Below are 26,602 nucleotides of genomic sequence, written 5' to 3' on the forward strand. Positions count from 1 at the left end.
CGCGCGTCAATGCTTCGGTGCTTATTCGCTGGAACGATCTAGTCTGTGGAGGTGAACAGTCGACGCCCCACCTTGCAAGATGTAGCAGACCTGGCCGGTGTGTCACGCGCTCTGGTGTCCATCGTCATTCGTGATGTCCCAGGTGCCAGCGATGCGACGCGGGTACGGGTCAAGGCGGCCGCGGACGAACTCGGCTATCGACCCGACAACGCGGCGCGACTGCTGCGCCAACATCGCAGCCGCCTGATCGGTGTCAGTTACGTTGCGGCGCAAACATTTCACGCGGAGCTGCTCGACGAAATCTATGTGGCCGCCGAACGGTCGCGCTACGACGTCGTCCTCAGTGCGGTCTCGGAGCGACGGCCGGATTCTCGTGCAACGCGGACCCTGCTCGACGACCGGTGTGAGGCGATCTTGCTGTTGGGTTCACAGGCGCCGGAAGCAGAGATCGTCGACCTGGCCGACAAGGTTCCCGTTGTCGTAATCGCGCGGAAGATGTCGTCAGTGCACGTGGATGTTGTCCGAACAGATGACGAGGCGGGCGCGGTGATGGCCGTGAATCACCTTGTCGAACTCGGGCACCGCTCGATCGCCCACGTCGACGGCGGGCGAGGCCCGGGCGCCCAGGAACGGCGTCAGGGCTACCGCAAGGCCATGCGAGCGGCAGGTCTGGAGCCGAGAATTCTTCCCGGCGGTCTCACGGAGGAGTTCGGCGCAGCTGCCGCCAGGTCGATGGTCGAGGGTGGGTTACCCGGGGCGGTCTTCGCTTTCAACGATCGCTGCGCGCTCGGAGTTCTCGACGTCTTCCTGCGTGCCGGGATCTCGGTGCCTGGCGACGTTTCCGTGATCGGATTCGACAACAGTGCATTGGCAGGTTTGGCGCACATCGATCTGACCAGTGTCGGGCAGGACACGGCGTTTCTGGGCGGCGCCGCGGTGGAGCGGATCTCCGAACGCCTCGACGGCGGAAGTGGGCCATTGGGCAAGGACATTGTCGCGCAGCCACAACTGGTGGTTCGAGGTTCAACTGGACCCGCAGGGCATTGACCTGCAGTTTCGACTTCCATCAGTTTGTTCGGTCTTTGATAAGCAGTCCTAATGTCAGAACAAACTATTGACATTCGACTGTGACGGGTATTACATCTTTCACATACAACCGAGCACCATCCGTTCGCGGGCCGTTGGTTGATGTCGAGAGGGAGTTCACATGTCGTTTCTCACGGGACGCAAGAGCGTTGCCGTACTGGCCGGAGCCTCAGTCGTGGTCTTGGGTCTGGCCGCCTGTTCAAGCACCGGCGGAAAGCCGGATTCTTCCGGATCCGGAATGGGCGCGGGTACGGCGGACACGCCCCGCGCCACCATTGCGATGATCACTCACGAAGTTCCCGGTGACACGTTCTGGGATCTGGTGCGCAAGGGAGCCGAAACCGCAGCGGCCAAGGACAACATCGAGCTTCGGTACTCCGCCGATCCCGAGGCGCCGAATCAGGCCAACTTGGTTCAGAGTGCGATCGACAGCAAGGTCGACGGGATTGCCGTGACCCTCGCGAAGCCCGACGCCATGGTTGCCGCGGTCCAAAGTGCCACCGCCGCGGGCATTCCGGTGGTCGCCCTCAACTCGGGCCTCGATACCTGGAAGGACATGGGCGTCAAGGAGTACTTCGGTCAGGACGAGTCGATTGCCGGTGAAGCTGCCGGCGAGCGACTCAACACCGAAGGTGCCACCAAGGTGTTGTGCGTCATTCAGGAGCAGGGCAACGTGAGCCTCGAATCACGTTGTGCCGGAGTGAAGAAGTCGTTCAAGGGAACGACGGAGATTCTCAACGTCAACGGCAAGGACATGCCGTCGGTGGAATCGACCATCACCGCGAAACTTCAACAGGACCCGGCAATCGATCGAGTTCTCGCACTCGGTGCTCCGTTTGCCTTGACGTCCGTGACGTCGGTCGGCAATGCGGGCAGCAAGGCGAAGGTCGTCACTTTCGACACCAACGCGGCGCTCGTCGACGCCATCAAATCCGGTGACGTGCAGTGGGCAGTGGACCAGCAACCCTTCCTGCAGGGCTACCTCGCCATCGATTCGCTGTGGCTTTACCTCAACAACGGCAACGTGATCGGTGGCGGCTTGCCGACCCTGACCGGACCCGCGTTCATCGACAACACCAACATCGACTCGGTCGCCGAGTACGCCAAGAACGGAACTCGCTGATCCGGGCGCACGGAGGGCTGAGAGTCCGCCCTCCGTGCGCCTGTCCAGCACGGAAGGGAAATCATGTCCACTCAGGCAGATCTCGACCTTGCCGCCCACAAAGTCGTGACCGATGAACGGGTGAAGGAGCAAAAGCGCATTCAGCGCCTACTGCTCCGCCCGGAGATGGGTTCACTTGTCGGCGCCATCGCCATCTTCATCTTCTTCTGTATCGTCGCGGCACCGTTCCGTACGCCGGAAGCGCTTGCGACAGTGCTCTACTCCAGCTCCACGATCGGCATCATGGCTTGCGCGGTCGCCCTGCTCATGATCGGCGGCGAGTTCGACCTATCCGCCGGCGTCGCAGTCACCACGTCCTCGCTCGCCGCGTCGATGATCGCCTACAACCTGCACCTCAATCTGTGGGTGGGTGCGATTCTGGCGCTGGTCGTCTCGCTCGCAGTCGGATTCTTCAACGGCTACCTCGTCATGAAGACGAAGATTCCCAGCTTCCTCATCACCCTGAGCTCGTTCCTGATGTTGACCGGAATCAACCTGGCCGTCACCAAGCTCGTGAGTGGTCAGGTTGCCACACCCAGCGTCTCCGACATGGCCGGATTCGATTCTGCGAAAAAGGTATTCGCGTCGTCGTTCTCGGTCTTCGGGGTGTCCGTCAAGATCACGGTCGTGTGGTGGCTGCTGTTCACCGCGATTGCAACATTTGTTTTGTTCAAGACCAAGATCGGCAACTGGATCTTCGCGGTCGGCGGCAATCAGGACAGTGCCCGCGCGATCGGTGTGCCGGTGACCGCAGTCAAGATCGGTTTGTTCATGACCGTCGGCTTTGCTGCCTGGTTCGTGGGCATGCATCTGCTGTTCTCGTTCAATACCGTTCAGTCCGGTCAGGGTGTCGGTAACGAGTTCCTGTACATCATCGCCGCAGTCATCGGCGGTTGTTTGCTCACCGGTGGTTACGGAACCGCGATCGGCGCTGCGATCGGCGCATTCATCTTCGGTATGACCAACCAGGGCATCGTCTACGCAGGCTGGAACCCGGACTGGTTCAAGTTCTTCCTCGGCGCCATGCTGCTGTTCGCGGTCATCGCCAACAACGCATTCCGCAACTACGCTGCGAAAAGGTGACACATGAGTACCACAGCTGAAGTTCCGGCTCTCTCGAACTCGGGCGGCAACGTGCCACTGATCGAGCTCAAGGACGTCGGTAAGCAATACGGAAACATCATCGCGCTCAAGGGAATCAACCTGCGCGTCGGTGCGGGTGAAGTGACCGGTGTGCTCGGTGACAACGGCGCAGGCAAGTCCACGCTGATCAAGATCATCGCCGGTCTGCACCAGCAGAGCGAAGGTGAACTACTCGTCGACGGCGAACCGACAACGTTCCACTCGCCTAAAGAAGCGCTTGGCAAAGGCATCGCGACGGTCTATCAGGACCTCGCCGTTGTTGCGTTGATGCCGGTGTGGCGCAACTTCTTCCTCGGGCAGGAACTGCGCAAGGGTGGTCTGATCAAGTCGCTCGACGCCAACGCCATGCGCGCGACGACTCTTTCGGAACTGTCGAAGATGGGCATCGAACTGCCTGACGTCGACGCACCGATTGGTAGTCTCTCCGGCGGTCAGCGTCAGTGTGTTGCCATCGCCCGCGCCATCTTCTTCGGTGCCCGCGTGCTGATTCTCGACGAGCCGACAGCAGCGCTCGGCGTCAAGCAGTCGGGAATGGTGTTGCGCTACATCACCGCTGCCAAGGAACAGGGATTCGGCGTCATCTTCATCACGCACAATCCGCACCACGCGTACATGGTCGGCGATCACTTCGTGCTCCTCAACCGAGGCAGGCAGAAGCTCGACGCCAAGTACGACGACATCTCACTCGAAGAACTGACCAAGGAGATGGCGGGCGGTGACGAGCTCGAGACACTGACCCACGAGCTTCGCCGTTAGATCAAAACCTCGCGACTACAGCCTCGGTTCGAATCGAACCGAGGCTGTAGTCGTTTCGTCAGAGGATGGTCGTCGGCCGAACCCCGAGGCCGGAATGCATGTACGCCTCGTCGATGATCGTCATGTTGGCTACCGCGTCGCCCGGTCCGATCGGCAGCGCCGAGACCCCGGACAGATGATCGGCGAACGCTTCGAGTTGCCAGGTGTACGACGACTTCGTGCCCAGCTGCTCGATACTCGTGCGCCCATGGACAGTGACGGAGACACGGTCGTCGACGTCCGGCTGGAGGAAGTTGTGCACCAGGACGTCTCCGTTGGATCCGAAGACCCGGAAGGTGAAGTGGTACTGCTCGTCCAACATCGTTGTCACAACGGATGCCCGCGCTCCGCCGGGATACTCGAGTTCGATGTCGAACCACGAATCGACCCCCGGAGCGTATTCCTCGTGGCGGGTCCCGGTCACCACTGGCGCACCACCACAGACGTCACTCAGCATCCGGGAAGCATGTAACCCGTAGCAGCCCAGGTCCATCAGTGACCCGCCTGACAAGGCGAGCTCCCACCGCGGGTCGTTCTCGGATGGTTTGGGCATCCGCAGTACGGTTTCCACCCGAGTGACCGCGCCGACTGTGCCGCTCCGAACCACATCCAGCAGGCGCCGGTTCACCGGATGAAAGAGGTAGTGGAACCCCTCGAGCAGCGTCACTCCGCTCACGCGCGCTGCCTCGGCTACAGCACGCGCTTCCACCGCGTTGCTCGAAAACGGTTTCTCCGTCAGCACGTGCTTGCCGGCCTGAACGGCGGCGAGATTCCACGGTCCGTGCAGGCTGTTGGGCAGCGCGTTGTAGACGACGTCCACCTCCGGATCCGAGATCAGCTCGGCGTACGAACCGACCACCCGTTCGATCCCATGCTGGGCTGCATAGGCTCTGGCCCGCTCGGGGCTGCGTGCGGCAACGGCCACCAGGCGGTGCCCGGTGGCCGTTGCAGGTTTGATCATCGCGTTCTCGGCGATGCGTGAGGCTCCCAGAATGCCTATCCGCAGCGGGGCAGGTGTCACAGAACCGACCGCAGATACTCGACGCTCGCTCGCACATCGCGCACCGGTCCCTCGTCGGACGGAGCCTCGGTCAGAATGGTGTCCTGCTCGAGCACGTACCATCCGTCGAAACCGTGGCGCTGCAATATGGCTGTGACACCGGCGATGTCGACGTCGCCGCCACCGAGTGGACGGTACATTCCCGCCTTCACGCCGTCGGTGTAGGTGAGCTCACCACTGCGAACGCGTGATGCGAGGGCATCGTCGACGTCCTTGAGATGCACGTGGGTGATGCGCTCGGGAGCTTGACGCGCCAGGTCGACCGGATCGGTGCCGCCGATCAACAGGTGGCCGGTGTCCAGGCACAGTGGGATGGCCGAGCCGTCGAGCACTCGCAGGACCTCGTCGCGCTGCTCGATCATCGTTCCGACGTGAGGGTGGACAACTGCCCTGATTCCACGCTCGGCGGCGGCGTCGGTGAGGCGATCGAGATTGTGCAGCAGGGTTTTCCAACTCTGCTCGTCCAGTTCTGGGCGTGAATCGTAGCCGTCGGAACCCGTCGCGGCGGCCAGAACCAAAACCTCGGCACCCGAGGCGACAAAACCGTCGAGGATGGGGGAGATGCCGGGTACCGGATCATGATCGTCATCGTGCAGCAGTACTGGTGCAAACCCGCCGACTGCGCTCAGGTCGTGATCCGCGAGCACCTTGGCCATTTCGGCGGGTGCTGTCGGCAGAAAGCCCTCCGGTCCGATTTCCGTTGCCGCCAGACCGACTTCGCGCATTTCCCGGAGGACTTGCGCAGGGTCGAGTTGGTAGCCCCAGCCCGGGACTTCGCACACGCCCCAGGAGATCGGTGCGCCGGCGATGCGAGGAGTGCTCATGTGTGTGCCTCATTCTTGTCGTGAAGGAACAGATCTTTGACTTCGGTGATCGTGACGGGCCGACCCTCGCGCAGAGAGTGCGTTGCAGCTTCGGAGATCCACGCCGACTCGACCGCATCTGTGGGCGTGCACGGTGATTCCCGACGCCCGGCGACAACGCCGAGGAATGCTTCGAGTTCCGCACGGTAGGCGGACGTGAAGCGGTCCATGAAGAACGTGTACGGCTCCTTCGAGGGGAACGATGTTTCGGGGTCGAGAGAGCGGAGTGGCAAGCGGTCGTCCAGCCCGGCAACGACGGAGTCCGCCGAGCCGAGTACCTCGAGTCGGCAGTCGTAGCCGCGGCCGCTGTAGCGGGTATTTGACACGACCGCGATGGTTCCGCCTTCGAAAGTGAGAACCGTTGCGGCGGTGTCGACGTCACCGGCATCGGCGATCCCGCGATCACCCTGATTCGAGCCGGTGGCAAAAACCGTGGTGACTTCGCGGCCGCTGACCCACCTGACGATGTCGAAATCGTGGATCGAGCAGTCGCGGAAGATGCCGCCGGAGTGTGCGATGTACGAGATCGGCGGGGGAGCGGGGTCGAGGGTGGTCGATCGGAGAGTGTGGATCCAACCGAGTTCTCCAGATCGAACTGCGTCGTACGCCGCCACAAATGACGGGTCGAATCGGCGCTGAAATCCGATCTGTACTGGTACCGACGTCTGCTCGGCAGTCGCGAGGACACGAACCGAGGATTCGATCGAGTCGGCTACCGGCTTTTCGCAGAACGTCGGGATGTCTCGGCGGACAGCGGCTTCGATCAGGTCGGCGTGCGAACTCGACGACGCGGCGATCAGAACGCCGTCGATGCCTGACGCTAAAAGCGCGTCGGGATCGGCAGCGGACTCCACGTCGAGTTCGCTTGCCACGTCCGAGGTTCGACGTGCGTCGACGTCGGTGACAACCAGTGCGTCGACGCCGTCCGTCGTCAGCAGGTTTCGGGCGTGGTAGCTGCCGATTCGTCCGAGGCCGATGACTCCGATACGAGCGCCCATCAGTCCAGCCCTCCGAAGACGTTCTGGTCCCAGTCGATGATCGAACCTGTCACGACTCCGCTGCGATCGGAGAGCAGGAAGACGACGAAGTCGGCGATTTCGTCGACCTGTCCGAGCTTGCCCATGGGGAGGGTGCTGCCCGCACGTTCCTGCCAATCGTCACCAGCGTCGTGAAAAGCTCTCTGCGTGAGGTCTTCTCCCTCGGTCTGTGTCCACCCGATGTCGAGACCGTTGATCCGGATACGATCCCAGCGATGCGCATGGGCGGCGTTGCGGGTCAGCCCCGCCAGCCCGGCCTTCGCTGCCACGTACGGCGCGAGATACGGTTGCCCGCCGAGTTCGGACGTGGAGATGATGTTGACGATGGACCCGGGGACCGCACGCTCGCGCATGTCCTTGACGGCTGCCTGCATCGTGAAGAACGGACCGCGAAGGTTCACCGCGATGTGCTGGTCGAAGAGTTCCTCGGTGGTGTCGAGCAGCGTGCCGCGCGAGGTGAGTCCGGCGGAATTGACGAGGGCATCCACGCGGCCGAAATGTGAGATCGTCTCGGCCACGCTGGCGAGCGCGGAATCGGTCTGCGCCACATCGGCTTCGATGAAGTGGGTTCCCGAAAGTTCTGCCTCGAGAGCCTTTCCGACGTCCGGGCGTCGGCCGGTGAAAGCCACCTGAGCGCCCTCACGGACTGCGGCGCGTACGACGCCGGCGCCGACGCCTTGCGAGCCGCCACTGACCAGTACGACGGTGTCGGCTAGGAGTGCGGGCCTGGTTACGCCCGGCGGAGAAGTCATGGGTTTAGTCTGGCTGTGACGAAGACCTCGAGCAACAGCGAAAAACCATCAAATATCCATCATCGTGAGGTAGTTGTGGCGCATCGATTCAAAGTACGGGAGATCGCTCAGCAGTCGGGCCTGAGTGAGGCCACCGTCGACCGGGTGCTCAACGACCGTCCTGGAGTTCGGGAGGGCACACGATCGGAGGTTCGCCAGGCGATCACGGACCTGGAACGTCAACGCTCGCAACTGAAACTGGTCGGGCGCACGTTCATCGTCGACGTCGTGTTGCAAACCCCCGCAAGGTTTTCCGACGCCGTCCGTGACGCGCTCGAGGACGAACTGCCGACCCTTGCGCCTGCTGTCGTTCGTTCCCGGTTCCACTTTCGTGAAACCGGTTCGGTCGAAGCGATGACGTCGACGCTCGACAAGATTCGCCGACGCGGATCCCACGGAGTCATCGTCAAGGCTCCCGACACTCCGGAAGTCGTGGCGGCGATCGACCGGTTGGTGGCGGCAAAGATTCCGGTCGTCACGTTGGTGACCGATGTTCCCGGTAGCAGGCGAGCCGCCTACATCGGCATCGACAACCGAGCCGCCGGAGCCACCGCCGCGTACTTGATCGATCAGTGGCTGAGGGATCGGGACGGCAACGTGCTGGTCAGCATGAGTAGCGGATTCTTTCGCGGGGAGGAAGAACGGGAGATGGGATTTCGATCCGCCATGCGCGTCGCGGCTCCGCATCGACGGTTGATCGACATTCCGAACAGTGACGGTCTGGATCAGACGAGTAGGAAACTGGTGCGAGCGGCACTCGAATCCGATCCGCAGATCCGGGCTGTCTATTCGATCGGTGGTGGCAACCTGGCCACGGTCGACGCGTTCGAAGAACTGAACCGGGAGTGCAGTGTCTTCATCGCCCACGATCTCGACGGTGACAATCGAAAGTTGCTGGGGGAGAGGCGAATATCAGCGGTGCTCCACCACGATCTGCGTGCGGATGTTCGCACTGCCTGTCAGGTGGTCATGAAAGAACACGGCGCCATGGGCGCTCACTTCGGCTTTACGACGTCACCGGTTCAAGTCGTGACACCGCTCAACATGCCCCCGACATAGCTGTGCGCGGTTAAGGAGTCCGGAGACTCCCTAACCGCGCACAGGGCCGAAGGCCTGACTATCGAGCGAAGAGCAGAGCTCGCTTGACTTCCTGAATTGCCTTTGTCACCTGGATGCCGCGGGGGCATGCGTCGGTGCAGTTGAACGTGGTGCGGCAACGCCACACGCCGTCCTTGTCGTTCAGGATGTCGAGACGCTCGGAAGCAGCCTCGTCACGGCTGTCGAAGATGAACCGGTGTGCGTTGACGATGGCAGCGGGACCGAAGTAGCTGCCGTCGCTCCAGTACACGGGGCACGACGTGGTGCAGCATGCGCAGAGGATGCACTTTGTCGTGTCGTCGAAACGAGCACGGTCGTGCTGGCTCTGGATGCGCTCACGAGTGGGCTCGTTGCCACTGGTGATGAGGAACGGCTTCACGGCGCGGAATGCGTCGAAGAAGGGTTCCATGTCGACAACCAGGTCCTTCTCGACGGGCAGGCCCTTGATGGGCTCGACCGTGATGGTGACCGGCTTGCCGTCCTTGGGCAGCATGTCCTTCATCAGCAGCTTGCAGGCCAGACGGTTCACACCGTTGATCCGCATGGCGTCCGATCCACAGACACCGTGTGCGCAGCTGCGACGGAACGTGAGGGTGCCGTCGAGGTAACCCTTCACGTACAGCAGCAGGTTGAGCAAACGGTCGGTGGGCAGTGCCGGGACCTGGAAACTGTCCCAGTGCTGGCCCTCGCCCGATTCGGGGTTCATCCGCGCGATCTTGAGAGTGACCATGACGGCCCCCTCGGGAACAGCGGGGAGTTTGGGTGCATCTACAGCAGGCGCAGACATCAGTACTTACGCTCCATCGGCTCGTAGCGGGTCTGGATCACCGGCTTGTAGTCCAGACGGATGTCGGAGAGCAGGCCGTCACCCTCCTTGTACGCCATCGTGTGCTTCATGTACTCGGCGTCGTTGCGATCCGGGAAGTCCTCACGAGCGTGGCCGCCGCGCGATTCCTTGCGGTTGAGGGCGCCGACGACGGTGACCTCTGCCATTTCGAGGAGGAAGCCCAGCTCGATGGCCTCGAGCAGGTCGCTGTTGTAGCGCTTGCCCTTGTCCTGGACCGTGATGTGGTTGTAGCGCTCCTTGAGAGCACGCACATCCTTGAGTGCCTGGGTGAGGCGCTCTTCGGTGCGGAAGACGGAGGCGTTGTTGTCCATCGACTGCTGCAGCTCGGTGCGGATGTCCGCAACGCGCTCGTGGCCGTGATCGGACAGGATGACGCCGACCCAGTCTTCGACCATCGCAGCCGGGGTTTCCGGCAGGTCGACGAACTCGGTGGAGTTCGCGTACTCGGCGGCAGCGATGCCGGCGCGGCGGCCGAACACGTTGATGTCGAGGAGCGAGTTGGTGCCGAGGCGGTTTGCACCGTGCACGGAAACGCAGGCACATTCGCCGGCGGCATACAGGCCCTTGACGACCTCGTCGTTGTTGCGCAGAACCTCACCGTTGATCTTGGTGGGGATACCGCCCATGACGTAGTGGCACGTCGGGTAGACGGGCACGGGCTCCTTGACGGGGTCCACGCCGAGGTAGGTGCGCGAGAACTCCATGATGTCGGGGAGCTTCTCGTCGAGAACTTCCTCGGGGATGTGCGTCACGTCGATGTAGACGTAGTCCTTGTTCGGGCCGGCGCCGCGGCCTTCCAGAACCTCGAGGACCATCGAACGGGCCACGATGTCACGCGGAGCGAGGTCCTTGATGGTGGGGGCGTAGCGCTCCATGAAGCGCTCGCCGTCGGCATTACGGAGAATGCCACCTTCACCACGGACGGCTTCCGAGATCAGGATGCCGAGACCGGCGAGTCCTGTCGGGTGGAACTGGTGGAACTCCATGTCCTCGAGGGGCAGGCCCTTGCGGAAGATGATGCCCATGCCGTCACCGGTGAGGGTGTGCGCGTTGGACGTCGTCTTGTACATACGTCCCGAGCCGCCGGTCGCGAAGATGATCGACTTGGCGTGGAAGATGTGCAGCTCGCCGGTCGAGAGCTCGTAGCAGATGACACCGGTGGCAACCGGGCCGTCCTCGGTCTCGGTGATGGCGATGTCGAGCGCGTAGAACTCGTTGAAGAACTCGACGTCGTGCTTGACGCAGTTCTGGTACAGCGTCTGCAGGATCATGTGACCGGTGCGGTCGGCTGCGTAACACGCACGGCGGACGGGTGCCTTGCCGTGGTCACGCGTGTGGCCACCGAATCGACGCTGGTCGATCTTGCCTTCGGGCGTGCGGTTGAACGGCAGACCCATCTTCTCGAGGTCGAGCACCGCGTCGATGGCCTCTTTGGCCATGATCTCGACGGCGTCCTGGTCGGCGAGGTAGTCGCCGCCCTTGACGGTGTCGAAGGTGTGCCACTCCCAGTTGTCTTCCTCCACGTTCGCCAGTGCGGCACACATGCCGCCCTGGGCCGCGCCGGTGTGGCTGCGGGTGGGGTAGAGCTTGGTCAGTACGGCCGTGCGGGCACGGGGGCCAGCTTCGATTGCCGCACGCATGCCTGCGCCGCCGGCGCCGACGATGACCACGTCATAACGATGTTCCTGCATGAAGTCTGTGCTCCCCTAGCTCGCCGAGATATTGGGGTCGAAGGTGAAGATGACGTACGTGCCCAGGCCCATGATCAGGATCATCGAGAGAACGAGGATCGTGGTCAGCCAGAAGCGCGTGGAGTCCTTGCGGGAGTAGTCCGCGATGACCGTGCGCAGGCCGTTACCGCCGTGCAGCTGTGCCAGCCACAACATCGTCAGATCCCAGAACTGCCAGAACGGGCTGGACCAGCGACCTGCGACGAATGCGAAGTTCAGACGGTGAACGCCACCGTCGAGCATCAGCATGATGAACATGTGGCCCAGGACCAGAACGATCAGGGCGACGCCGGAGAAGCGCATGAACAGCCATGCGTACAACTCGAAGTTGTTCCGAGCCTTCGCGCGCGGGGACCGCGGGTTGTCCAGGCTTGCGGGACGGTCGTATGAGGTGCCCAGGCTCTTGGCTTCGGGTCCGTGAGTAGTCGCCATGTCAGTGCTCCGCAAACATGTTGATGAGGATGCGTCCGGCGCCTGGGATCATCACCAGGAACCAGATCGTCAGAATGGTCCAGAGCATGACGCGCTGGTACTTCGGGCCCTTCGACCAGAAGTCCACCAACATCACGCGCACGCCGTTGAGGGCGTGGTAGAGGACTACGCCGACGAGGCCGATCTCCATGAGGCCGACGAGGGGGTTCTTGTACGTGTCGATGACGGCGTCGTACGTATCGGGATTGACCCGAACGAGTGCCGTATCGAGAACGTGTACGAATAGGAAGAAGAAAGTAGCGACGCCTGTGATCCGGTGTAGAACCCAGGACCACATTCCGGGGTCGCCCCGGTAAAGCGACCTCGTGCGCTCCTTCTGAGGAGCGGCTTCAGTCGTAGTACTCATCGAGTGCTGTGCCTCCAACGTCATTGGTGGACGCGTCGAGCCTGCAGAGAGCTTCGATGTACCTCAGCCCGGGCTCGACGGGATCCTGAACCGACTTGACTCAGACTCTAAACCTATGTGAAACCGGGAACTAATCAGATGCGGGATTCGTACGCGTACCAAACTCTTTGTAAGGTTTGCCTTTCCAATCTCACCTAGTCGGTTTCGGCGTGGTTTCTGCATCCATTCAGTCGGCGTGATTGGATAACGAACCATGGGTGACATCGACTGGAAGTTGTTGCGGCACAACGCGCAAGTGGTCATGCGGCAGGCTTATGCACCGTACTCGGGCTATGCAGTGGGTGCAGCTGCCCTGGTAGACGATGGTCGGATCGTCTCAGGATGCAATGTGGAAAATGTCTCATACGGTTTGAGCCTGTGTGCCGAATGTGGACTCGTCGGTAACTTAGCCGCCACCGGGGGCGGGCGGCTGGTTGCCTTCACGTGCTGCGACGCGAAGGGCTCGATTCTGATGCCATGCGGCAGGTGCAGACAGCTTCTTCTCGAGCACGGCGGGGGTGAGATGCTTGTCGACACGAGCAGTGGGTTCAAGCCGCTGAGCGAGCTGTTGCCTGATGCTTTCGGGCCGGAACAAGCAGAGGGGCTCCGCCATGTTTGACGCAGTTTCCATCATCGGCGCCAAGCGTGACGGCCGCGAGTTGTCGGGAACCGAGATCGACTGGATAGTTCAGGCGTTCACTGAGGGGGTCGTCGGCGACGAGCAGATGTCGGCGCTCGCGATGGCGATCTATTTCCGAGGAATGTCACGAGCAGAGACCGGCCGATGGACCGAGGCAATGATCGAATCCGGCGGGAGGATGGACTTTTCGGACTTGCCGCTGCCCACCGTCGACAAGCATTCGACCGGTGGTGTTGGGGACAAGATCACCCTTCCGCTCGCACCCCTCGTCGCGGCATGTGGTCTTGCAGTCCCGCAGTTGTCGGGACGCGGACTCGGCCACACCGGCGGAACTCTCGACAAGCTCGAGGCCATTCCAGGTTGGCGAGCCGAGCTCACGGCGACGGAGATGGTCGACATTCTCGCGGACCCGAAAATCGGCGCGGTGATCTGCGCTGCCGGAGCGAACCTGGCCCCCGCCGACAAGAAGCTCTACGCGCTGCGCGACGTGACCGGAACGGTGGAATCCATTCCGCTGATCGCAAGTTCGATCATGAGCAAGAAGATTGCCGAGGGAACCGGCGCCCTGGTGCTCGACGTCAAAGTCGGTTCCGGAGCGTTCATGAAGGACCTCGGCGACGCGCGAGAGTTGGCACGCACGATGGTCGAGTTGGGCAACGACGCCGGCGTGCGTACAAGTGCTCTCATCACCGGGATGGACACCCCGCTGGGATTGACGGCTGGCAACGCTCTCGAGGTGCGTGAATCCGTCGAGGTGCTGGCAGGCGGCGGGCCGTCCGACGTCGTCGAGCTGACCCTGGTCCTGGCTCGGGAGATGCTGTCCGCGGCTGGGATCGACGGTATCGACCCCGCAGACAGACTGGCCGACGGCACGGCCATGGACCGGTGGCGCGCGATGATCGCCGCACAAGGTGGGGACCCACACGCGACGCTGCCGGTGGCCCGGCACAGCGACGTCGTCACCGCGGACCGAGACGGCGTGCTGACCCGACTCGACGCCATGGCGGTGGGCATCGCGGCCTGGAAGCTCGGAGCCGGACGCGAACGACAGGGCGAAGCCGTTCAGGCCGGTGCCGGCATCGAGATGCACGCGAAGCCCGGCGACGTGGTCCGCGCCGGACAGAAGCTGATGACACTGCACACCGACACTCCCGAGAGATTTGATCCTGCGCGGCGGAGCCTCGGCGGAGGCTGGTCGATCGGGGCCGATTCCGACACCGTTTCGCGACCGTTGCTCATCGAGCGAATTGTGGGTGATTCGCGTTAGCGTTGGCGAATGAACGCACCGGAGTTGACCACGATCCGCAGCGCACCCAAAGTTCTTCTCCACGATCATCTCGACGGAGGACTCAGACCCGAGACTGTCCTCGAACTGGCCGAGCAGTGTGGCTACGACGAGCTGCCGGCGACTACGGCATCCGAACTGGCGCAATGGTTCCGAACTGCCGCTGACAGCGGATCGCTCGAGCTCTACCTCGAAACGTTCGCGCACACAGTCGCCGTGATGCAGACTCCCGAAGGGCTCGCGCGGGTCGCGCGCGAGTGCGCCGAGGATCTGGCCGACGACAACGTCGTCTATGCCGAAATCCGTTTTGCGCCCGAGCAGCACCTGGAACAAGGCCTGAGTTTGGACGAGGTCGTCGAGCACGTTCTCGAAGGTTTCCGGGCCGGCGAATCCGCTGCCAGGGTCGCGGGACGGGAGATCCGAATCGGGTGTCTTCTCACGGCGATGAGGCATGCCGCCCGGTCACGAGAGATCGCCGAACTCGCTGTGCGATTCCGGGACCGCGGCGTCGTCGGTTTCGACATCGCCGGTGCCGAGGCCGGTAACCCGCCGAGCCGGCACCTCGACGCCTTCGAATACATGCGTGATGCGAACGCCCACTTCACGATTCACGCGGGTGAGGCGTTCGGGTTGCCGTCGATCCACGAAGCCATCGCCTTCTGCGGAGCGGATCGGTTGGGCCACGGCGTGCGGATCGTGGACGACATCGACGTAGCCGGCCAAGGTGGGGCAGAGCTGGGTCGACTCGCGAACTACGTCCGTGACATGCGCATTCCCCTGGAACTGTGCCCGAGTTCGAACGTGCAGACCGGAGCCGTAGCGGCCCTGTCGGACCATCCGTTCGGACTGTTGGCGGACTTGCGCTTCCGCGTGACCGTCAACACTGACAACAGGCTGATGAGCGACACCAGCATGAGCCGGGAAATGGCCGCGTTGGTCGAGACCTTCGGTTACGGCTGGACCGATCTGGAACGCTTCACCATCAACGCGATGAAGTCGGCCTTCATCCCGTTCGACGAGCGCCTCGCGTTGATCGACGACGTCATCAAGCCGGGTTACGCCGTGCTCATCGGCTAGCTGACGTGCACCCGACTACTCAGATCGCAGCCGGGCCTCGAACTCACGCTCGAGTTCGCGCCAGGCCTCGGATTCCTTGGTGAACGGCGCACTCGGAGCCATCCGCGACGGATCGGGGTTGAGGAGGTACGAGACGTACCAACCCAGCTCGTTCGACGCGGACAGAGCCTCCTCGGTGGAGTCGTCGTCGGCGAAATCCGCTGCATCGGTGAACAATTCGACGGCAAGTTCCAGTTGCTCGGCGTCGACGACGTCCGGGCCCTGGGCGAGGTCGTCGGCGATGCCGGGCAGAACGTAGACGTTCTCGTCCGTGACCTCGATTTCGAGTGAACCGTCGACGGCAGCATTCTGAATTTCGCCGTACGTGCTGACCTGCGAGAGATCGTGTTCGTGGTTGTCGGCGAGGTAGCGAGCGAGTGCGCGCTCGCTACGGAAAACGGTGATCAGTCCGTCCTTGCCGAGGAAGATCGCCTGATCGCCCATGTAGCAGCGCAGAGTGTAGAACGTCTCGGCTGAGGTGATGATGCGGATCGGGTCGACACCGACCTCGCCCCAGAAGGTCTCGACTTCGTCTTCCTCCTCGTCGAGGTCGTCTTCGTCGAATTCCTCGTCCTCTCCCTCCTCAGCGACATCGTCGGCGTCGACGGTGTTCTCGGCGGCAGCGAGCAGTTCAGCTTCGGCGACCGCGACGGCAGCTGCATCGACCTTCGGGGAGGTGACCACCTTGTCGATGGCGTCGAGAACGGCGTCCCAGTCCTTGACGATCGCAGCGCCGACCTGGTCCCACAGCTCCAGGCCTTCGCGACCTTCGAAGGTGCCGGCGCCGGTCGCAAGCGCGCCGAGAACCGGATGGCCGCTGAAGAAGCGGATGACCGCGTCCAGTTCGCACACCTCGCCGATGTTGCGAGCCATGTTCAAGGTGTCTTCGAGTTCCGAGACCGCCAGTGCCTCAGGATCACCTGCGGCCAGTTCCGGCACGCCGACGAAGTCGAAGGTGAAGTTCTCTTCCGGTTCGAGCTCGGCTGCCGACAGTCCGGAGACGACGGCCCACGCCGGATGCTCGACCAGGTCGTTGTCGGAGTCCGTTCGGATGAAGGCCGCGAGTTCTGCGACGGAGGAGAACCCGTACAGGTCTTCCTCATGGCCGAGGAACGCTTCCCACTCGTCGTCGCCCTCGCGCCAGCGGGGTGCCCACAAAGTGACGAGGTCTCCGTCGGTGAGTCCGATTTCGATAGGGACGATGTCTCCAGCCATGGGCGGAAGCCTATCCACCGCAGAGCGAAAGGCATAGCGGGGGTTCGTCACGTTTGTTTCAGTGCCACTCGGAGCTCACTGACCAGTCGCTCTCGTTCGTCGTTGGACTGTCGAACTGCCTGGTGAATTGTTGCGACAGTCAATGCGGCCACAGAGCGAGAATTCATCGCGGTGATTGAGTCGGTAATCCGTAGGTCGACCAGAGCGCCCAGCCCGTCGACAGTCGCCGTGACTATCCCACCCTCGCTCGAGACGACTGCCCGCAGAGCGCCGACCCCGTCGACGGCGTCCTGCAAGAGTCCGGTCCGGTGTTTCGCCAGCTCCATGATTCGATCAATCTCGCTCATATCGAACGCATCCAGCTCGACGGAAGGTTCTGGCCCTCGGCGGCGTCGACATCGGCCAGTTCGTCTCGGGTCGCGAGACCGAGCCGATCGAGGATCGCTGCCGGGACTCCGGTCTCTTCGAGCTCCACACGATGGCGGGCGCCGGCCTCGATCGCTGCTTTCGAGCACAGTGTGAGTATCTGTTGCGCCAACCGTTCCCCGCCGTACCGCAGTTCCTCCTGGCTGATCCGCAGGTCCACGGGCACGGCGTGCTCTGTGGCGCGGACCGCGATGGTTCCGGCGCGGTTGACGGCGACGGCAGTGATGATCGGCGGTGATTCCCGCATGTTCTCGTTCATGTTTCCTGTCATTCTGTCGGACGGTAGAAACCGTGAAAGCCCATGCCGCTGTTCGTGGTTCGGATGGCACTGATTTCGACTGGGTCGCCGGCTTCGACCATCTGACCGTTGCCGATCACCATGGCGACGTGTCCGTCCCAGACCGCGAGGTCGCCCGGCATCAGATTGTTCTGATCGACCTGGTTCCCGATTCCCTGTTCCTGAGCCAACCTCGGAATATCGACTCCGGCCTGGCCGTATGCCCATTGCGTCAGACCACTGCAGTCCAGACCGACTCCGGGTGTCGTGCCTCCCCAGGCGTACGGGACACCCTGTTGAGTAAGCGCGTTGCGTACGGCAGCAGCGGCCTCGGCGTTCGGTGCGGTGGCAATCGAGCCGTCGGGAAGTTCGACCTCTACTCCACCGACGGAACCAGAACCACCGACGGAACCAGAACCACCGACGGAACCGGAACCGCCCGCCGACTCGGAGACTCCAGGTGCGGGATCGGGTATCGGGACGGACGGGACGAGTGCGGACATCTTGTCGGTCGACCCCGCCAGCTCACCGCGTACCCGCTCGATAACCGATACCGCGCGTCCGAGGTGCTCCAACGCGGCCGACAACAACATCAATTGGCCCGTCGGTGTCATGAGCGTCGGCCCGGCCTTGATCGCGAGTGTCAGAAACGACTGGAGAATCTCACCGAGTTCGGTCATTCCCGCGTACACGGACGTTGTTGCTTCGTCCACGACGCCGGCGATGTCGGTCCCACGATCGGCGAGGTTTCGCGTCGACGTCTGCGTCTGCTCGGTTTTGGTCACCGCAGCGGTGAGTGCCGTGGACGAGCTCTGAGAGGACGCCAGTTCGCTCAGAGCAGCGCTTCCCAATTGGTATGCGATCTCGAGGGCGTCCGTAGCGATTCGGATGCCGACGTCGGGTCCACTTGCGCTGGGGACGCCAGTCCCGACAACGTCGACCAGATCGATGATCGGTCGTGCGAGTGCGTCGACGTCGATCATGAGCGTGCGGCTTCAGCGAGAGTCGTTCGTACCGATTCCTCGGAGTCGAGATAGACGGCGTGAGCGTCGCGGGTGGCTGACTGGACGCTGGAGATCACAGCGGACAGTCGATCGATGTCGTCGATGTGCGCTTGCTGTGCTCGGCTCGCGACATCGACGAAGTCGCCGCCGATCAGCCCGAGCACAGTGGACAGAGCCAAGTGATCGCCACCCGCCGCGTCCTGTCGCGCTTGCGCGACGTTGTCGGCAACAGTGCCCAACCGCGTGGCGAACTCCGCGATGCTTTCAGTGTCCAGATCCAGATTTGTCAACTTGTCTTCCCCCCGTTGCGCTTACTCCTTCTTGGACGCCGCGCGGGGTGCTCCGGTTCCCGAGGAACTATTCTGATGGTCATGCAAACGCACGTAGTCGACCATCCGCTCGCGGCGGCCCTCTTGACGACAATGCGTGATGCACGCAGTGAGAACGCAACTTTTCGTTCCGCACTTCGCAGGCTCACGCACATGCTGGTCTACGAGGCCATGCGTGACGCGGAGGTCGAGGAGTTTCCGGTCGACACCCCGGTAGCAGCGACGACGGGCATCCGGCTCGCGAAGCCGCCGTTGTTGGTACCCGTGCTGCGGGCCGGTCTGGGCATGGTCGAACAGGCGAGTGCGCTGATTCCGTCGGCCGGCGTCGGCTTTGTCGGAATGGCACGTGACGAAGAGACTCATCAGCCGGTTCCGTACCTCGAATCCCTGCCTGCGGATCTGTCCGGTATCCCGGTGTTCGTGCTCGATCCGATGCTCGCCACCGGTGGCTCGATGGTGCACACCATCGACTTGCTGGTTGCGCGTGGCGCGACGGATGTCACGGCAGTGTGCGTCGTGGCCGCTCCGGCCGGCGTCGACGCGCTGGCAGCGTCCGGCCACCCGGTTCGTCTGGTCATCGCGAGCATCGATGACGGACTCGACGAGAACGCTTTCATCGTCCCCGGTCTCGGTGACGCCGGCGATCGGCAGTTCGGACCCCGCTAGAGCGAAAGGGCGAAGGTTCGGAGTTCGGCCAGCCGGGCCTTCGCCTGCTCTAGTGCGTTCGCGAGGTCGTCGCGGTTCGCCACCGGGACGACAACTTCGAGATAACACTTGAGCTTGGGCTCGGTTCCGGACGGTCGAACTACCACGCGGATCGACGGCCCGTCGAATATCACTGCGTCGGTGCGCATACCACCGCGAACCAGGGACAAGTCCTCGGTCGTGACCGGCTCACCCGCGAGTTGGCCAGGAGGATCGGCGCGTAGTCGTTTCATCATTTCGGCGATGTCGCTCAAATCCTCGACGCGGCGGGATACTTGGTCCCCGCGATGCAGTCCGAATTCGACGGCATAGTCGCCTAGAACGTCCAACAGGGTTCTGTTGCTGCCCGCGAGGGTGGCAGCCAAGTCGGCCACAAGGACGGCAGCTGAGATTCCGTCCTTGTCCCGCACCACATCCGGATCGACGCAGTGCCCGATCGCTTCCTCGTAGGCGTAGACGAGTCCGTCGCCGGCGCGCGTGAGCCACTTGAATCCGGTGAGTGTCTGCGCAAACCTGGCTCCGCGAGCTTTCGCTAACTTCGAGAGCAGAGTCGAGGAGACGATCGTCGTCGCCACCAACGAATCTTCGGGCGCCGTGTGCAGTACGTGGTCGGCCAGGAGCACCCCGGTTTCGTCGCCGCGCAACATGCGCCACTGATCACCGTCGCGAACTCCGACGGCGCAGCGGTCGGCATCCGGGTCGAGTGCGATCGCCAGGTCAGCGTCGACACTTCGGGCAAGGGCGAGCAGGCGGTCTGCGGCACCGGGCTCTTCGGGATTGGGGAACTCGACGGTCGGAAACGTGGGGTCGGGATCGAACTGCTCCGCCACGACGTGCAGGTCCTCGAATCCTGCTGCTCGCAGAGCCGCGGTCGCAGTTTCGCCGCCGACGCCGTGCATTGCCGTGAGCGCAATCCGGATCGAGCGGGCGTCGCCGTGCGGGAGGGTCGCGATGCGGGCGATGTACTCCTCGACCAGAGAATCGTCGGCCGGAATCACCGATGCTCGCGCGACGTCGGCGGCACCACCGATGCGGGCGATCTCGCTCTCGATTTCACGATCGGCGGGGGAGACGAGTTGCGCTCCGCCCGAGAGATACACCTTGTAACCGTTGTCGGCGGCAGGATTGTGGGAGGCGGTGATCTGGATACCTGCCGCTGCCCCGAGCCTGCGCACCGCGAACGCCACCAGCGGTGTCGGCAGTGGGCGGGGGAGCAGGGTCACCTCGAACCCGGCCGCTGCCATGACCTCGGCGGCGGCGAGAGCAAATGCCTCTGAACCGAGCCGGGCGTCGCGGCCGACCACAACGCGGGACCCGCCCTGGCAGCGAGCTGTCAGCCAGGCCGCCAGACCGGCCGTGGTCCGGATGACGACCGCGAGGTTCATGCCGTTGGGTCCGCCGCGCACCGGCCCGCGAAGCCCAGCAGTGCCGAACGTCAGTGGTGCGGAAAAGCGTTCGGCCAGTTCATGTTCGGAAAGGGCTGCTAATTCTGCGCGGGTAACTGGGTCCGGATCGGCGTCGATCCACTCGGTGACGTTCAGTGGTGTCACAGCTGCTCGACCAGTTGACGCAGCAGCACTCCCATCCGGGCCGCCGATGCTTTGCCTGCCGCCAGCACTTCCTGATGGTCGAGCGGGGCGCCCGTGATTCCGGCGGCCAGATTGGTGACCATGGAGATGCCGAGAACGCGGGCGCCGAGCGCACGAGCCGCGATGGTCTCGTGAACCGTCGACATGCCGACCAGATCGGCGCCGAGTGTACGAAGCATTCGAATCTCGGCCGGAGTCTCGTAGTGAGGACCGGGAAGCCCGGCGTAAACACCCTCGGCAAGGTCCGGGTCGATCGAGCGAGCCAGCGCACGCAGTTCCGGCGAATAGGCGTCGACCAGGTCGACGAACTCTGCGCCGACGAGGGGAGAGCGGGCCGTCAGGTTCAGGTGGTCACTGATCAGCACCGGTTGACCGACTGTGTAGTTTTCGCGAATACCGCCGGACGCATTGGTGAGGATGACCGTGTCGGCGCCGGCAGCAATGGCTGTCCGGACCGGGTGGACGACGGTACCGAGATCGTGGCCCTCGTATGCGTGCGCGCGCCCGAGCAGCAGCAGAACTTCGGTGTTTCCGACGCGCACCGAACGAATGGTGCCCGCATGGCCGAGAGCGGACGGTGGGGCGAAGCCAGGAAGATCCGCCATCGAGACTTCGGCTGTCACGTCCGCACCGGCGTCGCCGAACACGTCTGCGGCATCGGTCCACCCCGACCCGAGCACGATGGCGACTGACGGTGACGAAGAGCCAGTCATGGCGGACAGAGCAGCGGCGGCGGCCTCGGCGATCGTTCCCATGTGAGCAACCCTACTGAGGAGTCGGGTCGGTTCGCCGGGTGAGTTGGCGGGCGTTACTCTCCCATCCATGCCTTATCTCGAACGCGACGGCGACGTATTCATCCTGTACCTCGGCAACGAGGGCGAAACGGACAACGAGAACCGCTTCGGCCCTGAGTGGATCGACGCTGTTCACAGCAAGTTGGACGAGGTCGAAGCGCACGAGGGGCCCGCAGCCCTGGTGACCACCGCGACGGGCAAGTTCTACACGAACGGCCTGGACACGACGTGGATCTTCGGCAATCTCGACGGTCTGCCCGGCTACCTGGACAAGGTCCACACCATCTACAGCCGTTTGTTGACCTTCCCGATGGCCACGGTCGCGGCCGTGCAGGGGCACGCGTTCGGCGCCGGCGCCATGCTCGCGTCCTCACACGATTTCCAGATCATGCGCGCGGACCGCGGCTTCTACTGCCTCCCCGAGGTCGGACTGAACATGCCGTTCACTGTCGGCATGTCAGCACTGTTGAACAGTCGTCTGCCCAAGCAGACGGCAGTCGACGCGATGACGACGGGGCGTCGATTCGGCGGCGCCGACGCACTTGCTGCCGGCATCGTGCAGGAAACGGTCGACGGCGACGGAGTACTCGCCGCAGCAGTGGCCAAGGCATCGGCACTGACGTCGACTCACGGCAAGAACTTGGCGGGAATCAAGGCAGGCATCCACCGCGATGCGCTTGCGGACCTCGCTCAGGTGACTGACAAGAGCAACTTCTCCTTCGGGTGAGACAATGATCGCGTGAACCAGAATGTCGACAGCGCAGTCAGGTCCGTAGGGGCCGATCTGATTGCGCTGTCGCATTCGATTCACAGCGATCCGGAACTTGCCTTCGAGGAGTTCCGCAGCGCTGCCAAAGTGTCGGACCTGCTGGCGCAGCACGGTTTCGCGGTCACTCACGGGATCGTCGATCTGCCGACGGCCTTCGATGCCACCTACGGCAGTGGAGAGTTGGTCATCGCGATCTGCGCTGAGTACGACGCGCTGCCCGAGATCGGTCATGCCTGTGGGCACAACATCATTGCCGCCGCCGCGGTCGGGGCCGGCATCGCGTTGGCTACCGTGGCCGACGAACTGGGGATCACCGTCCGAGTGATCGGTACTCCCGCGGAGGAAACCGGTGGCGGCAAAGTTCTGATGCTCGAGCGTGGTGCATTCGACGGCGTCGGCGCGGCCATGATGGTTCATCCAGGACCGATCGACATCATCGGTGCCACCTCGCTGGCCCTGGCGGACATCGCCGTCAGCTATCACGGTCGCGAAGCGCACGCCTCTGCTGCGCCGGAATTCGGTCGTAATGCCGCCGATGCCGCGACGCTCGCGCAGGTGGCGGTCGGACTGTTGCGCCAGCACCTCCAGCCAGGGCAACAGATTCACGGAATCGTCAGTGATGGCGGCACTGCTCCCAACATCGTTCCGGCTCGGTCCGAACTGCTGTACTACCTGCGTGCCGAGACGGCCGCGTCGTTGGCCAATCTGTCCGAGCGTGCCGACGCCTGCTTCGCCTCGGGCGCACTCGGCACCGGATGCACCCACGAAATCCGCACGGTATCGCCCACTTACACCGAGTTGACCCCCGATCCGTGGCTGGCGGCGGCGTACCGTGAACAGATCGTCGACCTCGGGCGGGTGCCACTGGCAGCGGAATGGGAGCGCTCCCGTCCACTGGGTAGTACGGATATGGGTAATGTGACCAATGTGATTCCGGGAATTCACCCGGTCATAGGCTTGGATTCATCGGGGGCAGTGACACATCAGCCGGAGTTCGCGGCCGCGTGTATCACCACCTCCGCAGATCGAGCGGTAGTCGACGGTGCAATTGCGTTGGCCCGCACTGCTGTCCGGGTAGCGTCCGATCCAGAACAACGCACCCGTCTGTTGGAAGGGGTAGATCGCCGGTGAACGCGGCAATCGACACGTGGATTCACGCGCACACCGACGACCTCGTCGCGTGGCGTCGACACATCCATGCCAACCCGGAGTTGGCTCGCCGCGAATACGCGACCACCGAATTCGTCGCGACCCGCCTCACCGCCGCTGGGCTGTCGCCGAAGCTCCTTCCCGGTGGCACCGGGCTCACGTGCGACATCGGACCTGAGGGGCCGCGAATCGCACTTCGCGCCGACATGGACGCTTTGCCGATGCAGGAGGCGACCGGGGCGACGTACTCGTCCACGGTCCCCGGTGTGTCTCATGCATGCGGGCACGACGCCCACACCACCATCCTGCTCGGCGCCGGATTGGCTCTGGCCACGCTGCCCGAACTTCCCGTCGGGGTTCGGCTGATCTTCCAGCCCGCCGAGGAAGTCATGCCTGGTGGTGCACTCGACGTCATCGCTGCCGGCGCGCTCGACGGCGTGTCCAGAATCTTTGCTCTGCACTGCGATCCGCGACTCGAGGCAGGCCAGGTCGGAATGCGTCTTGGCGCGATCACCTCTGCTGCAGACACGATCGAGGTCGTTCTCGACTCTCCGGGTGGGCACACGTCGAGGCCGCACCTGACCACGGACCTCATCTACGCACTCGGCACAGTCGTGACCGGGCTGCCGGGAATGCTCAGCCGTCGTATCGATCCGCGTACCGGCACCGTGATGGTGTGGGGTGCGGTCAGTGCAGGTCAGGCGCCCAACGCGATTCCGCAGACCGGCATGATGACGGGCACGGTACGTACCGGCGATCACGACACGTGGGAGTTGCTCGAACCGCTCGTGGAAGAAATCGTCCACGGACTGCTCGCGCCCACCGGAGTTCGCTACCAACTCAACTATCGTCGCGGAGTGCCACCGGTCGTCAACGACGAGGTGTCCACTCGGATGTTCGAGGACGCCATCGCGACCGTCGGACAAGATGCTTTGGCGGACACCCCGCAATCCGGTGGTGGCGAAGACTTTTCGTGGTACCTCGAAACCGTGCCGGGTGCCATGGCGCGGCTCGGCGTGTGGTCGGGTGAAGGCGATCAGCTCGACATCCACCAACCCACTTTCGATCTCGACGAGCGTGCACTCGGCGTCGGTGTGAAGGTTCTGACGAGCCTGGTTCTGGGATAGTTCCGGTTCCCGTCGGGGGTACCGTTTTTCGTGTCGTTCGAGTGAAGGTACGGGCATGTCCATAGGTGTGGGAGTGCGAATCGGCACATTGGTGTCGACGGCTGTAGTTGCGTCCAACGATCCGGGTTCGGCCGATCCGGTGGTGTTGGTCAGGGACACGATTCTCAATCAACGCAAGGACGGAACGACCGTGCTCGGCGGTACCGAGCAATTGGGTGCCGGCCGTGAATTCTCGGAATCATGGTCAGGTTTTGTCGGCCGTGTGGGGGACCCGAGTGGCGTCTCCGGAACGGCCGATACCCGTTACCGCGCCGAGGATTTGGTGGCGACGTCGATTCGCTGCCTGTTGCAGGAATGCGAGCCGCTGCCCGATCGTGGTGGTCGAAGTGGGGGAGCGCCCGACATCGTCGCGACCTACCCGTCGCGCTGGGACTCGTCCACAGCGGCCCTCATGCAGGATTCACTGGTCTATGCAGGCCTCGAGCGGGTCACTCTCGTCTCGGACGCCGAGGCGGTCTCGGCGTGGTTCGAGTCGGAAATCGCGGCACTCGCCGGCACACTCATCGGCATCTATCACGTCGACGACACCGGGGCAGCGGTCACGCTGGTGCGTTCGGGCGTCGCCGCCGGCCGCGCATTCGGCTTCGCCGGCGACGGGAGTTCACCGAGTTCACGCCTCGCGACGGCACTGGGTGCGTTCGGTTGGATGCCGGAGAACCTGGACGCCGTAGTCGTCACCGGTGACGGAGAACCGGCGACAGACAAAGCAGCCATGATGTCCATAGCGGCCGGAATCGCCGAAAAGCTCGGTGTCAGATGTGAACTCGGGCCCGGACCGGAGCAGTCGGCCGCGCTGGGAGCCGCAATTCTGGCTGCCGGATTCACCTCGACGTCGCACACGATCGTGCCGATCGGTTTGCCGCCTTCACACGACGTGACGGAGGTGTTCGACACTCTCGGACGTGAGAAGGTGGCGGCTGAAACTGCAACCGGGGTGGCAACAGTCGAGCCGGAGACTGCAGTTGCCGCAGGCGAATCGGAGTCACGCGGTTCCAAGCGTGTGCTCATCGGCCTGACGATTGTGGTGGTACTCGCAGCACTTGCAGTGCTCGCGTATTTCCTGCTGCTTTGAGCAGGACAGCTATCTAATCGGTAACACCGTTACCCGGACCCACGTTGCGGCTGTTTCTCGTCCGCAACTCTCGCACGTACTCGGCCGGCGCTCCGGCAATCTCGGCGGCGTCGGCCATCACGCCGATGTAGCGGGCCGACGGCAGTCCGCCTTCGTACGCATCCATGACGTAGAGCCAAGCGAGCACCGCATCGCCTGCGGTGTCGACCCGCACGCGGATCTTGCGGTGCAGACCGAGTTCGGCACCTTCCCAGCGGTCCAGACTCACTTCGTCCTCTTCCGGGACGTCGTAGAGGACCACGAAAACACTGGAATCGGGGTCTTCGACCACGGTGGCGAGAGCCCCCTCCCAGCCGAGGTCCTCGCCGCTGAAGGTCAGGCGCCAGCCTCGCAGCCACCCTGTCCCGGACATGGGCGAGTGTGGGCAGCGCAACAACATCTGCTCGGGATGCATGTTGGAACCGTAGGCGGCATAAATCGACACGGGCGCAAGCCTAAACCGTGGTCCGAGGGTGTGGCGAAGCGGACCACCGGACGCAAGTAATCTGGTACAAGC

General features: G+C 63.3%; 29 protein-coding genes. 13 read left to right on the top strand and 16 right to left on the bottom strand.

Features of this window, described 5'->3' with window-relative positions; translation table 11 throughout:
• Positions 1-51: 51 nt before the first annotated feature.
• The 4 genes from FEZ59_RS26560 to FEZ59_RS26575 all read left to right on the top strand — a co-directional run bounded on the left by FEZ59_RS26560 (position 52) and on the right by FEZ59_RS26575 (position 4,147).
• The gene (locus FEZ59_RS26560; protein WP_223258044.1) at positions 52-1,047 is read left to right on the top strand and encodes a LacI family DNA-binding transcriptional regulator; all 996 of its coding nucleotides are present in this window, start codon (positions 52-54) and stop codon (positions 1,045-1,047) included.
• Between the two features lie 160 nt (positions 1,048-1,207).
• Positions 1,208-2,209 (top strand): substrate-binding domain-containing protein, encoded by a 1,002-nt coding sequence (locus FEZ59_RS26565; protein WP_172933436.1) that lies wholly within the window; start codon positions 1,208-1,210, stop codon positions 2,207-2,209.
• Between the two features lie 63 nt (positions 2,210-2,272).
• A complete protein-coding gene (locus tag FEZ59_RS26570; RefSeq protein ID WP_003940759.1) occupies positions 2,273-3,331 on the top strand; it encodes an ABC transporter permease in 1,059 nt (352 codons plus the stop codon).
• Positions 3,332-3,334: 3 nt separating this feature from the next.
• Positions 3,335-4,147, top strand: a complete 813-nt coding sequence (locus tag FEZ59_RS26575) for an ATP-binding cassette domain-containing protein (RefSeq protein ID WP_007727336.1) — start codon at positions 3,335-3,337, stop codon at positions 4,145-4,147.
• Between the two features lie 58 nt (positions 4,148-4,205).
• Here FEZ59_RS26575 and FEZ59_RS26580 read toward each other — a convergent pair whose 3' ends face one another.
• Genes FEZ59_RS26580 through FEZ59_RS26595 form a run of 4 tightly spaced genes read right to left on the bottom strand, consistent with a single transcriptional unit; the run spans position 4,206 to position 7,898 of the window.
• Positions 4,206-5,207 (bottom strand): Gfo/Idh/MocA family oxidoreductase, encoded by a 1,002-nt coding sequence (locus FEZ59_RS26580; protein ID WP_172933437.1) that lies wholly within the window; start codon positions 5,205-5,207, stop codon positions 4,206-4,208.
• Entirely contained in the window at positions 5,204-6,070 is an 867-nt protein-coding gene (locus FEZ59_RS26585) for a TIM barrel protein (RefSeq protein ID WP_029254998.1), read from the bottom strand. Before FEZ59_RS26585 ends, FEZ59_RS26580 begins: the two co-directional genes overlap by 4 nt.
• Entirely contained in the window at positions 6,067-7,107 is a 1,041-nt protein-coding gene (locus FEZ59_RS26590; RefSeq protein ID WP_172933438.1) for a Gfo/Idh/MocA family oxidoreductase, read from the bottom strand. The genes FEZ59_RS26585 and FEZ59_RS26590 overlap by 4 nt, the downstream gene beginning before the upstream one ends.
• Positions 7,107-7,898: an SDR family oxidoreductase gene (locus FEZ59_RS26595; protein WP_019747690.1), complete on the bottom strand. Its 792-nt coding sequence runs from the start codon at positions 7,896-7,898 to the stop codon at positions 7,107-7,109. The genes FEZ59_RS26590 and FEZ59_RS26595 overlap by 1 nt, the downstream gene beginning before the upstream one ends.
• A 75-nt stretch (positions 7,899-7,973) precedes the next feature.
• On the opposite strand from FEZ59_RS26595, the gene FEZ59_RS26600 reads away from it, so the two are divergent.
• Positions 7,974-8,996 (top strand): LacI family DNA-binding transcriptional regulator, encoded by a 1,023-nt coding sequence (locus tag FEZ59_RS26600; RefSeq protein WP_092763737.1) that lies wholly within the window; start codon positions 7,974-7,976, stop codon positions 8,994-8,996.
• 58 nt (positions 8,997-9,054) lie between these two features.
• Here FEZ59_RS26600 and FEZ59_RS26605 read toward each other — a convergent pair whose 3' ends face one another.
• From FEZ59_RS26605 to sdhC, 4 genes are read right to left on the bottom strand one after another with little or no spacing between them, the layout of a single operon-like run.
• A complete protein-coding gene (locus FEZ59_RS26605; RefSeq protein WP_003940925.1) occupies positions 9,055-9,822 on the bottom strand; it encodes a succinate dehydrogenase iron-sulfur subunit in 768 nt (255 codons plus the stop codon).
• Positions 9,822-11,573, bottom strand: a complete 1,752-nt coding sequence (gene sdhA, locus FEZ59_RS26610) for a succinate dehydrogenase flavoprotein subunit (RefSeq protein ID WP_019747692.1) — start codon at positions 11,571-11,573, stop codon at positions 9,822-9,824. The genes FEZ59_RS26605 and sdhA overlap by 1 nt, the downstream gene beginning before the upstream one ends.
• Positions 11,574-11,588: 15 nt before the next feature.
• Complete coding sequence (locus tag FEZ59_RS26615; protein WP_003940699.1) at positions 11,589-12,044, bottom strand: succinate dehydrogenase hydrophobic membrane anchor subunit; 456 nt, start codon at positions 12,042-12,044, stop codon at positions 11,589-11,591.
• A 1-nt stretch (position 12,045) separates the two neighbouring features.
• Positions 12,046-12,450, bottom strand: coding sequence for a succinate dehydrogenase, cytochrome b556 subunit (sdhC, locus tag FEZ59_RS26620; protein ID WP_020969155.1), 405 nt, complete (start codon positions 12,448-12,450; stop codon positions 12,046-12,048).
• A 253-nt stretch (positions 12,451-12,703) separates the two neighbouring features.
• On the opposite strand from sdhC, the gene FEZ59_RS26625 reads away from it, so the two are divergent.
• The 3 genes from FEZ59_RS26625 to FEZ59_RS26635 are packed head-to-tail and all read left to right on the top strand — an operon-like array spanning position 12,704 to position 15,491.
• Positions 12,704-13,108: a cytidine deaminase gene (locus FEZ59_RS26625; protein ID WP_019747693.1), complete on the top strand. Its 405-nt coding sequence runs from the start codon at positions 12,704-12,706 to the stop codon at positions 13,106-13,108.
• Positions 13,101-14,396 carry a thymidine phosphorylase gene (locus tag FEZ59_RS26630; protein ID WP_092763735.1) on the top strand — a complete coding sequence of 432 codons (1,296 nt, stop codon included), beginning with the start codon at positions 13,101-13,103 and terminating at the stop codon, positions 14,394-14,396. Before FEZ59_RS26625 ends, FEZ59_RS26630 begins: the two co-directional genes overlap by 8 nt.
• A gap of 9 nt (positions 14,397-14,405) precedes the next feature.
• Positions 14,406-15,491, top strand: a complete 1,086-nt coding sequence (locus FEZ59_RS26635; protein ID WP_020907018.1) for an adenosine deaminase — start codon at positions 14,406-14,408, stop codon at positions 15,489-15,491.
• A gap of 15 nt (positions 15,492-15,506) precedes the next feature.
• Here FEZ59_RS26635 and FEZ59_RS26640 read toward each other — a convergent pair whose 3' ends face one another.
• Genes FEZ59_RS26640 through FEZ59_RS26660 form a run of 5 tightly spaced genes read right to left on the bottom strand, consistent with a single transcriptional unit; the run spans position 15,507 to position 18,742 of the window.
• On the bottom strand, positions 15,507-16,745 hold the full coding sequence (locus FEZ59_RS26640) for a hypothetical protein (protein WP_020969158.1): 1,239 nt from the start codon (positions 16,743-16,745) through the stop codon (positions 15,507-15,509).
• 47 nt (positions 16,746-16,792) lie between these two features.
• Positions 16,793-17,092: a YbaB/EbfC family nucleoid-associated protein gene (locus FEZ59_RS26645; protein ID WP_020969159.1), complete on the bottom strand. Its 300-nt coding sequence runs from the start codon at positions 17,090-17,092 to the stop codon at positions 16,793-16,795.
• Complete coding sequence (locus FEZ59_RS26650; RefSeq protein ID WP_092763890.1) at positions 17,089-17,430, bottom strand: hypothetical protein; 342 nt, start codon at positions 17,428-17,430, stop codon at positions 17,089-17,091. The genes FEZ59_RS26645 and FEZ59_RS26650 overlap by 4 nt, the downstream gene beginning before the upstream one ends.
• Before the next feature lie 8 nt (positions 17,431-17,438).
• Positions 17,439-18,431 carry a C40 family peptidase gene (locus tag FEZ59_RS26655; RefSeq protein ID WP_092763733.1) on the bottom strand — a complete coding sequence of 331 codons (993 nt, stop codon included), beginning with the start codon at positions 18,429-18,431 and terminating at the stop codon, positions 17,439-17,441.
• Complete coding sequence (locus FEZ59_RS26660; protein WP_020969162.1) at positions 18,428-18,742, bottom strand: type VII secretion target; 315 nt, start codon at positions 18,740-18,742, stop codon at positions 18,428-18,430. The genes FEZ59_RS26655 and FEZ59_RS26660 overlap by 4 nt, the downstream gene beginning before the upstream one ends.
• Positions 18,743-18,823: 81 nt before the next feature.
• Here FEZ59_RS26660 and upp point away from each other — a divergent pair, with 81 nt between their 5' ends.
• Positions 18,824-19,447, top strand: a complete 624-nt coding sequence (gene upp, locus FEZ59_RS26665; protein ID WP_007727319.1) for a uracil phosphoribosyltransferase — start codon at positions 18,824-18,826, stop codon at positions 19,445-19,447.
• On the opposite strand, the gene FEZ59_RS26670 is transcribed toward upp, so the two are convergent.
• Both FEZ59_RS26670 and FEZ59_RS26675 read right to left on the bottom strand, forming a co-directional pair.
• The gene (locus FEZ59_RS26670; RefSeq protein WP_092763731.1) at positions 19,444-21,036 is read right to left on the bottom strand and encodes a phospho-sugar mutase; all 1,593 of its coding nucleotides are present in this window, start codon (positions 21,034-21,036) and stop codon (positions 19,444-19,446) included. The two genes, upp and FEZ59_RS26670, sit on opposite strands and share 4 nt — an antisense overlap.
• Complete coding sequence (locus tag FEZ59_RS26675) at positions 21,033-21,830, bottom strand: purine-nucleoside phosphorylase (RefSeq protein WP_046378310.1); 798 nt, start codon at positions 21,828-21,830, stop codon at positions 21,033-21,035. The genes FEZ59_RS26670 and FEZ59_RS26675 overlap by 4 nt, the downstream gene beginning before the upstream one ends.
• A 67-nt stretch (positions 21,831-21,897) precedes the next feature.
• On the opposite strand from FEZ59_RS26675, the gene FEZ59_RS26680 reads away from it, so the two are divergent.
• From FEZ59_RS26680 to FEZ59_RS26695, 4 genes are read left to right on the top strand one after another with little or no spacing between them, the layout of a single operon-like run.
• Positions 21,898-22,596 (top strand): enoyl-CoA hydratase-related protein, encoded by a 699-nt coding sequence (locus FEZ59_RS26680; protein WP_003940710.1) that lies wholly within the window; start codon positions 21,898-21,900, stop codon positions 22,594-22,596.
• A 12-nt stretch (positions 22,597-22,608) separates the two neighbouring features.
• Entirely contained in the window at positions 22,609-23,769 is a 1,161-nt protein-coding gene (locus FEZ59_RS26685; RefSeq protein WP_172933439.1) for an amidohydrolase, read from the top strand.
• The gene (locus FEZ59_RS26690) at positions 23,766-24,914 is read left to right on the top strand and encodes a M20 family metallopeptidase (RefSeq protein WP_099697327.1); all 1,149 of its coding nucleotides are present in this window, start codon (positions 23,766-23,768) and stop codon (positions 24,912-24,914) included. Before FEZ59_RS26685 ends, FEZ59_RS26690 begins: the two co-directional genes overlap by 4 nt.
• Positions 24,915-24,969: 55 nt before the next feature.
• On the top strand, positions 24,970-26,046 hold the full coding sequence (locus FEZ59_RS26695; protein WP_020907043.1) for a hypothetical protein: 1,077 nt from the start codon (positions 24,970-24,972) through the stop codon (positions 26,044-26,046).
• 13 nt (positions 26,047-26,059) lie between these two features.
• Here FEZ59_RS26695 and FEZ59_RS26700 read toward each other — a convergent pair whose 3' ends face one another.
• Complete coding sequence (locus tag FEZ59_RS26700; protein ID WP_003940753.1) at positions 26,060-26,530, bottom strand: gamma-glutamylcyclotransferase; 471 nt, start codon at positions 26,528-26,530, stop codon at positions 26,060-26,062.
• Positions 26,531-26,602 lie beyond the last annotated feature (72 nt).

The organism is Rhodococcus sp. MS13 (assembly GCF_013277835.1).
GTDB lineage: Bacteria > Actinomycetota > Actinomycetes > Mycobacteriales > Mycobacteriaceae > Rhodococcus_F > Rhodococcus_F erythropolis.